The organism is Tissierellales bacterium (assembly GCA_025210965.1).
Classification (GTDB): Bacteria; Bacillota; Clostridia; order Tissierellales; family JAOAQY01; genus JAOAQY01.
Genome location: JAOAQY010000086.1, coordinates 45,873 through 52,862 on the forward strand (window position 1 = coordinate 45,873; position 6,990 = coordinate 52,862).

A 6,990-nucleotide genomic window follows, 5' to 3' on the forward strand; every position below is an offset into this window, starting at 1 on the left:
TTCACCTCTTCATTATTTTTCTTATTTCTTTAACCACTTTGCTCATTTCTACAACTGCATAATCAATTTCTTCTATAGTATTGTATTTTGAAAAACTCATTCTAATAGATGAATCAATTTCTTCCAAATTTAATTTCATCGCTTTCAAAACATGACTTCCGCCCTTATTCTTAGAAGAACAAGCCGCTCCTGTAGATACATATATATTAGCATTTTCTAAATAATGCAAAAAAACCTCACCTTTTATGCCCTTAAACGTTATATTTATAATATGTGGAGCACCACTTTCATCTAATGAACTATTCACTACAAAATCATCAAGGTTTTCTTTGAACTTTTCAACCAATCTAATTTTTAAATTTTGAAGATGGTCTCTATAATTTTTTTCATCTTGCTTTATACAATTTAGAGCGGTCGCCAATCCTACTATTCCAGGAACATTTTCTGTTCCCGGTCTCATGCCATGTTCTTGACCTGACCCTTTATATGGTGCATTTATATTGAGTCCTTTTTTCAAATACATTCCACCAATTCCTTTTGGCCCGTGGAATTTATGACCGCTAAATGTAAATGCATCTACATCTAAGTTAGATAAATCTACTGGTATTTTGCCAATAGCTTGTATTCCATCAATATGGATTTTGGCTTTAGAATTTGCTCTCAACCATTTAGCAATCTCTTTAACTGGCTGAATTGCTCCGGTCTCATTGTTCACCATCATAATAGATACAACAGCTGTATCTTCCCTAATTATTTCTTTTAATTGCTCAATGTCAACATAACCATTTCTATCTACCTTCAAATAACTTACTTCATATCCTTGAGTTTCATAATATTTAAATATATTTTTAACCGATGCATGTTCTATCTCTGTTGTTATTAGATGTTTCTTATTTTTACCAAATTTATTTATAATTCCCTGTAATGCTATATTATTTCCTTCGGTTCCTCCAGAAGTAAAATATATTTCATCTGGCATAACTTTTAAATAATCTGCAATATCTTTTCTTGCCTTTTTTATCTTTTTTTCTACAATTAGTCCCATTCTATGTAGTGAAGATGGATTCCCATAATCTTGTTCGAACATCTCAACCATTGCTTGCACTACTTCTTCCCTTACTTTCGTAGTCGCTGCGTTGTCTAGATAAGCTTCCATTGTATTCACCCTTTCTCACTGTATTTATATATCCATGCACGTTCAAAATCTATCACTCGACTTTTTATTATATCAGATTGAAGCCTTCTTGTGAACTCTATAACTTACATATCGATAGTCTAATATTTTGACTTATTAAATATTTTTTACATTAGATATATACTATGATAATTGTGATAAAATAAGTTTGTTGTGAATACTATAGTATGGAGGGATTTAAATGAAGAAAAAAATTGCAATAGTCTTTACTGGAGGTACTATTTCAATGAAAGTCGATCCTAGTTTGAACGCTGCAATCCCAGGAATGACTAGTGAAGAAATAATGAGTAAAGTTACAAATATTGAAAAATTTGCTGATTTTGAAATTATAAAGTTTTCTAATATGCCAGGTCCACATATGACTCTTGATAGTATGTTCGAACTTTCTCAAAAGGTAAAGGAATTAACATCGAGAAAGGATATAAGTGGCGTTATAGTAACGCACGGTACTGATACTTTAGAAGAAACCGCTTACTTTTTGGATTTAACCCTATCAACTGAAAAGCCTATAGTTGTTGTAGGTGCTATGAGAAATGGATCAGAACTCGGCTATGATGGTCCTAGTAATATTGCTGCAGCTATCTGTACAGCTATCTCAGATGACTCTTCTAATAGAGGGGTTTTAGTTGTACTAAATAATGAGGTAAATGCTGCGCGAGAAGTAACAAAAACTAATACCTTGGCACTAAACACCTTCAAATCACCAGAATTTGGACCGCTAGGTATAGTTGACAATGATGAAGTAATCTATTATAGATCGCTCCAAGAACATAAAGTAATAGATATAGACAATGTTGATACAAAGGTTGGTCTTGTAAAAGCATGTGTAGGCATGGATTCTGACCTCATAAATTACATGATAGACACAGGTTATAATGGTATAGTAATCGAAGGTATGGGACGAGGTAATCTACCTCCAAATATGATATCTGGCATAAAAAAAGCTTTATCTAAAGATATTCCTGTAGTTTTAGTTTCTAGATGCCACACTGGAAGGGTGCTAGATACTTACGGCTATGAGGGTGCTGGTAGAACGCTGACAGATGCTGGAGTAATTTTAGGTTTTAATCTACCTGGTCAAAAAGCCAGAATAAAGCTTATAGTAGCTTTATGTCATACAAAAAATATGAAAGAAATAAAATCTATTTTCGAAAAGGGTCTATATTAATCTAGATAGTAAACTTCTCACCACCTAAGGTGTGTGAGAAGTTCGGACAAATCATAAACTTAAAAGAGTGCTAAACCAAGATAAATTAATCTATCTTGATTTAGCACCTTTTTATTTAAATTTTTTTCAATTGTTTTGTATCACTATAAATCGTAATACAATTCAAATTCTTTTGGATTTGGAATAGTATTTATCATTTTTGATTCTCTTCTCAATCTTACTATTTGATCTTTAATTAATCCTTCAGTAAATACATTTCCTTCCAATAAAAATTTGTTGTCAATTTCTAACGCATCTGCTGCTTCATCTAAGTTTCTTGGCAAACATTTGATTTTATTTCGCTCTTCTTCTGGTAAATTGAATACGTTCACATCATATGGTCCAAAACCTTCGTCTGTTGGATCTATTTTGTTTTTTATACCATCTAAACCTGCCATCAATAATGCAGAGAATGACAAGTATGGATTACATGTAGCATCCTGAGATCTAAATTCAAATCTTTTCTTATCTGGTTTTTTTGCATAAGCTGGTATTCTAATTACTGCACTTCTATTTGCCATACCAAAACACAAATTAACTGGAGCTTCATATCCTGGTACTAATCTCTTATATGAATTCGTGCTTGGATTTGTAAATGCCAATAATGCTGGTGAATGTTTTAAAACTCCACCTATAAAATAAAGTGCTTCTTGGCTAAGTGATGCATAGCCTTCTGAATCATAAAATACAGGTTTTCCATCTTTTTTTAGTATCATGTGTACGTGGAATCCATTTCCAGCTTCTCCATACAATGGTTTTGGCATAAATGTAACTGTTTGTCCTCTTTCAATAGCTAAATTTTTGAGTATATATTTTATCAAAAGTGTGTTATCAGCCATCTTATGCATTGTTCCAAAATCAGTTTCTATCTCAACTTGACCAGATGCTCCTACTTCGTGGTGATGATATTTTACATCTACACCTAAACCTTCTAATAACGTTGTAGCTGCTGATCTAAAATCATTAGTCTCATCGTATGGTAAATCTGAATGATACCCTTTTTGGAATTTTTGCTTGTATCCAAGGTTTTGGTGACTTGTCATTTCAGAATTCCAGAATGATTCATGGCAGTCAATCATAACTTCTTGATGTTCTGGTCTCGTATTAAATGATACGTGATCAAATACGTTAAACTCAAACTCTGGTCCGAATAATATTTCATCTCCAATGCCTGTAGTTTTTAGATAAGATTCTGCTTTTTCGGATATATATCTTGGATCACCTTCAAATCTTTCAAATGTCTCACCAATATAGTAAATATCAGCTATCATTGTCAATGTCTTTTGCTCTGTAAATGGATCTAAAAATGCTGTTGTAACATCTGGTTTAAATACCATATCCGACCTCTCTACACTCAAAAATCCGTAGCTAGAACCATCGAATCCTATTCCATTTTCCATTATGCTCTCATCAAATCGTTTGGCAGGAATAGCCAAATGTCTCCATCGTCCAATCATGTCAACTACTTTGAAATCTACAATTTTGATATCGTTTTCCTGAATATAATGCATTGCTTCTTTTATAGTTTGAAACATGTCATCACCTCTTCATAAAATATCCCCTGCTACTTAATGATAGGCTATTCAACTCTCAATTGTCAAATTATTTAAATTATTGTAAGAATTCCAAATTTTTATTCGTTTTTTTACTTATAATTCATGCTAAAAAAAAGAACTACTTAGTTTTCACTATTGTAGTTCTCTATAATTCATTCTATGGCAGCCTTATTTCTTGTACTTCATTGGCTTCTGATATCAATATATTTTGCTCTAGTAGCAATTGTTTCAATCCAGAATCAAAATAGACTTCAAGTTCTTCTTTCTTCGATAGATACTCTGTATAATTTTTTACATTAGACTGACCATTTTTAAAATACTCTATTGCTTCATCATATTTTTCCTGTAATTTAAGCAAATAAACTTTATTGTTTACAAAGTACTTGTACGACTCTAATGATTTGAACTGAACAGACTGCTCTAGCACATTATAATAGCTTAATATCTTTTCATAGTCTATTTTATCTTCTAGCAAAAATTTAGTCTTGTAAAATAATATATTTAGTTGCTCTTCTTCGCTTTGTGCTGATTCTCCCCATTTGTTTATAAATCCTAAAATTTCATTATTCGTAAGTTTAGGCTCTTTAAGTATACCTTCTGCAAGTATTTTCCCCTGCTGATAATCTAGTATGTCTTGATTCAAATACGATGTCAAAAGTTCTTCCATCAATTTGGTTTTCTCTTTTTCATCTTCATATAGTTCATACCGAATAAGATAATAATTTAATCCAACAACATTCCAATACTGTTCAGTCCTCAAATTTCTAAGTGTCTGAAGTGGATCTGCATCATATAATTCTCTTTCACTATATGGTATGTTTTTTATTATAGCAAGATACTCAAGTGTGTTGATTGCTTTACTGTATCTTTCATCCATTTCTGTTTTTAATGTACTTTCACTACTCAGATAATCCCCAAAATAATCGTATTTTTTATCATATATATTTGCGATAACTTCTATCCCATTTAATGGCTTTATTGATATCAAATTCATTTCTTTATACAATCTCTGTATCAAAGCCGCTGATTCTGCCCTTGTAATGTTTCTATCTAGCTCTATCCTATTTGTATCGCCTTGTACAATCTTGTTATTGACTACAGTTCTTATTGCCTCTGAATACTTATAGTTTACATCTAAATCTGTAAATGTAAGTATTTTGTTTTCTATGCTTGGTCCTACAAAATAGCTAGAAAGCAATATCGCTTCTTCTCGTGTTATAGGCTTATTAGGATTTAATAAGTTGCCTTCAAAAATATCATATACACTTGGCTCTGTATCTTGTTTTTGTATATAGTCAAATACAGTTTTGATTTCATTATATGCCCAAAAGTTTTGACTCACATCCTCATACCCATATGCATAAACAATTTTACTTTCATCAATTATTTCTATGGTATCATCTCTTTTTATAAGTCCAGTTTCACTCGCAGCTCTTTGCAGTATAGATATATACTCAGCTCTTGTTATTGGATCATCTGGTTTAAACGTACCATCTTCATATCCACTAAACAAAGGCACATCATTAGTTGCCCACATTATAATTTCTTCTGCCCAATGCTGCCATATGTCTATAAAAAATGTTGTAGCAAAAACTTGCGATTGACTGACTAAGATATAAAAGCAAAAAATCATAAATATTCGCTTTAAATTTTTCATGGTCCCCCTCCTAAATAGTTGACATATCAAAATTTTCATTGTATATCTTATATATGCTATTATATATATTGATAAACTTAGAAAGGATTTTAATATGATAACTTCAGATAATGTTATTTCAGATACTATTGTTGTCGAGTACTTCAATAGTCATCCCAATGATTGTTTACTCGACATAGAAACAACAGGTTTTAATAAAATAACCGATACAATTATTATATTAGGTTTACTCTATAAAAACAACAACGAGATTCATCTTTTGCAATGGGCTTGTGAATCTCTTTCTGACGAAAAGCTTGTAATAACTTCTTTTTTAGAATTTTTGAAAGAAAAAAAACATTTTATAACATATAATGGAGAACAATTTGATTGGAAATTCATTGAAAAGAAATGTGAACTCTATAATTTAATCATGGACTCATTTACTCATTTTGATCTATATATTAGATTAAAACCTCATTTTTCAATTTTACCATTTGATGATTTAAAGTTAAATACATTGATAACATACTTTGACTCTGAGGCGATTATAAAAGGTTCTGGTGCAGATTGTGTACATTGGTATCATATGTATTTAAAGAAAAATGATATTTCTTTCTTAGATAGTATAATGGAACATAATTACTCTGATTTAATCGGCCTTTGCATCGCACAAAAAGCTCTTTCTCTTCTCGATAGTCTCTTAACAATTGAAATTCGAGATTCTATTATCAGATTAGTTAACTATCAAATTGATAAAAATATGATTCGTCTCTCTGGACAAATTGAATCTATTGGCCCTAATTTACATTCTGCTGAAATATATCTGCCATACTCTAGTTTGATATTGAATTTAAAAAATAGCCTCTTATCTGTTGATTTAGAATTTAGAATTCTAAAATTAGATGATTCAACTAAGCTTTTAATAAGCGATACAAATGCTCTTAAAATAGCACCACTAAAATCCAGTGTATTTGGACTTCCACCAAATGTAATTCCATTGGCGATACAAGTTGATAAAAAGTCAAAACTATTGATAGATTCCATAAAATGGGTTATAAAAGCGTTATACGAACAGGCTTTCTAATTTCTAAAGAAATATTCTGTTTCTAAAGAAATATCCTGCCAACAAATTTTGTTGTCGGGATATTTTTTTATACAATAAAAAAGAGTTTGATATAGAATCAAACTCCAATTTGGTGCCCAGAGGCGGAATCGAACCACCGACACGGGGATTTTCAGTCCCCTGCTCTACCGACTGAGCTATCTGGGCGAATATGGTAGGACTGAGTGGACTCGAACCACCGACCTCACGCTTATCAGGCGTGCGCTCTAACCACCTGAGCTACAGTCCTATATGGTCGGGGTAGCAGGATTTGAACCCGCGACCCTCTGG

Annotated in this window: 5 protein-coding genes and 2 tRNA genes; 2 read left to right on the plus strand and 5 right to left on the minus strand. The window is 31.8% G+C overall.

What is annotated here, in order from left to right:
* Nucleotide 1: 1 nt before the first annotated feature.
* Complete coding sequence (locus tag N4A40_06495) at nucleotides 2-1,156, minus strand: cysteine desulfurase (GenBank protein ID MCT4661497.1); 1,155 nt, start codon at nucleotides 1,154-1,156, stop codon at nucleotides 2-4.
* Nucleotides 1,157-1,376: 220 nt separating this feature from the next.
* Between N4A40_06495 and N4A40_06500 the strand changes: the two genes are divergently transcribed.
* Nucleotides 1,377-2,363, plus strand: a complete 987-nt coding sequence (locus tag N4A40_06500) for an asparaginase (protein ID MCT4661498.1) — start codon at nucleotides 1,377-1,379, stop codon at nucleotides 2,361-2,363.
* Nucleotides 2,364-2,506: 143 nt separating this feature from the next.
* On the opposite strand, the gene glnA is transcribed toward N4A40_06500, so the two are convergent.
* Both glnA and N4A40_06510 read right to left on the minus strand, forming a co-directional pair.
* Complete coding sequence (glnA, locus tag N4A40_06505) at nucleotides 2,507-3,937, minus strand: type I glutamate--ammonia ligase (protein MCT4661499.1); 1,431 nt, start codon at nucleotides 3,935-3,937, stop codon at nucleotides 2,507-2,509.
* 178 nt (nucleotides 3,938-4,115) lie between these two features.
* Nucleotides 4,116-5,615, minus strand: coding sequence for an S-layer homology domain-containing protein (locus N4A40_06510; protein ID MCT4661500.1), 1,500 nt, complete (start codon nucleotides 5,613-5,615; stop codon nucleotides 4,116-4,118).
* Between the two features lie 94 nt (nucleotides 5,616-5,709).
* On the opposite strand from N4A40_06510, the gene N4A40_06515 reads away from it, so the two are divergent.
* Nucleotides 5,710-6,681 carry a ribonuclease H-like domain-containing protein gene (locus N4A40_06515; protein ID MCT4661501.1) on the plus strand — a complete coding sequence of 324 codons (972 nt, stop codon included), beginning with the start codon at nucleotides 5,710-5,712 and terminating at the stop codon, nucleotides 6,679-6,681.
* Between the two features lie 110 nt (nucleotides 6,682-6,791).
* On the opposite strand, the gene N4A40_06520 is transcribed toward N4A40_06515, so the two are convergent.
* Nucleotides 6,792-6,867, minus strand: a tRNA-Phe gene (locus N4A40_06520).
* Between the two features lie 5 nt (nucleotides 6,868-6,872).
* Nucleotides 6,873-6,949: transfer RNA gene (locus N4A40_06525), tRNA-Ile, on the minus strand.
* Nucleotides 6,950-6,990: the final 41 nt, after the last annotated feature.

Bases quoted from the DNA above. Each gene is read 5' to 3' on its own strand.
- N4A40_06500 (MCT4661498.1), top strand. From the start codon at position 1,377: ATGAAGAAAAAAATTGCAATAGTCTTTACTGGAGGTACTATTTCAATG.
- N4A40_06495 (MCT4661497.1), bottom strand. From the start codon at position 1,156: ATGGAAGCTTATCTAGACAACGCAGCGACTACGAAAGTAAGGGAAGAA.
- N4A40_06510 (MCT4661500.1), bottom strand. From the start codon at position 5,615: ATGAAAAATTTAAAGCGAATATTTATGATTTTTTGCTTTTATATCTTA.
- glnA (MCT4661499.1), bottom strand. From the start codon at position 3,937: ATGTTTCAAACTATAAAAGAAGCAATGCATTATATTCAGGAAAACGAT.
- N4A40_06515 (MCT4661501.1), top strand. From the start codon at position 5,710: ATGATAACTTCAGATAATGTTATTTCAGATACTATTGTTGTCGAGTAC.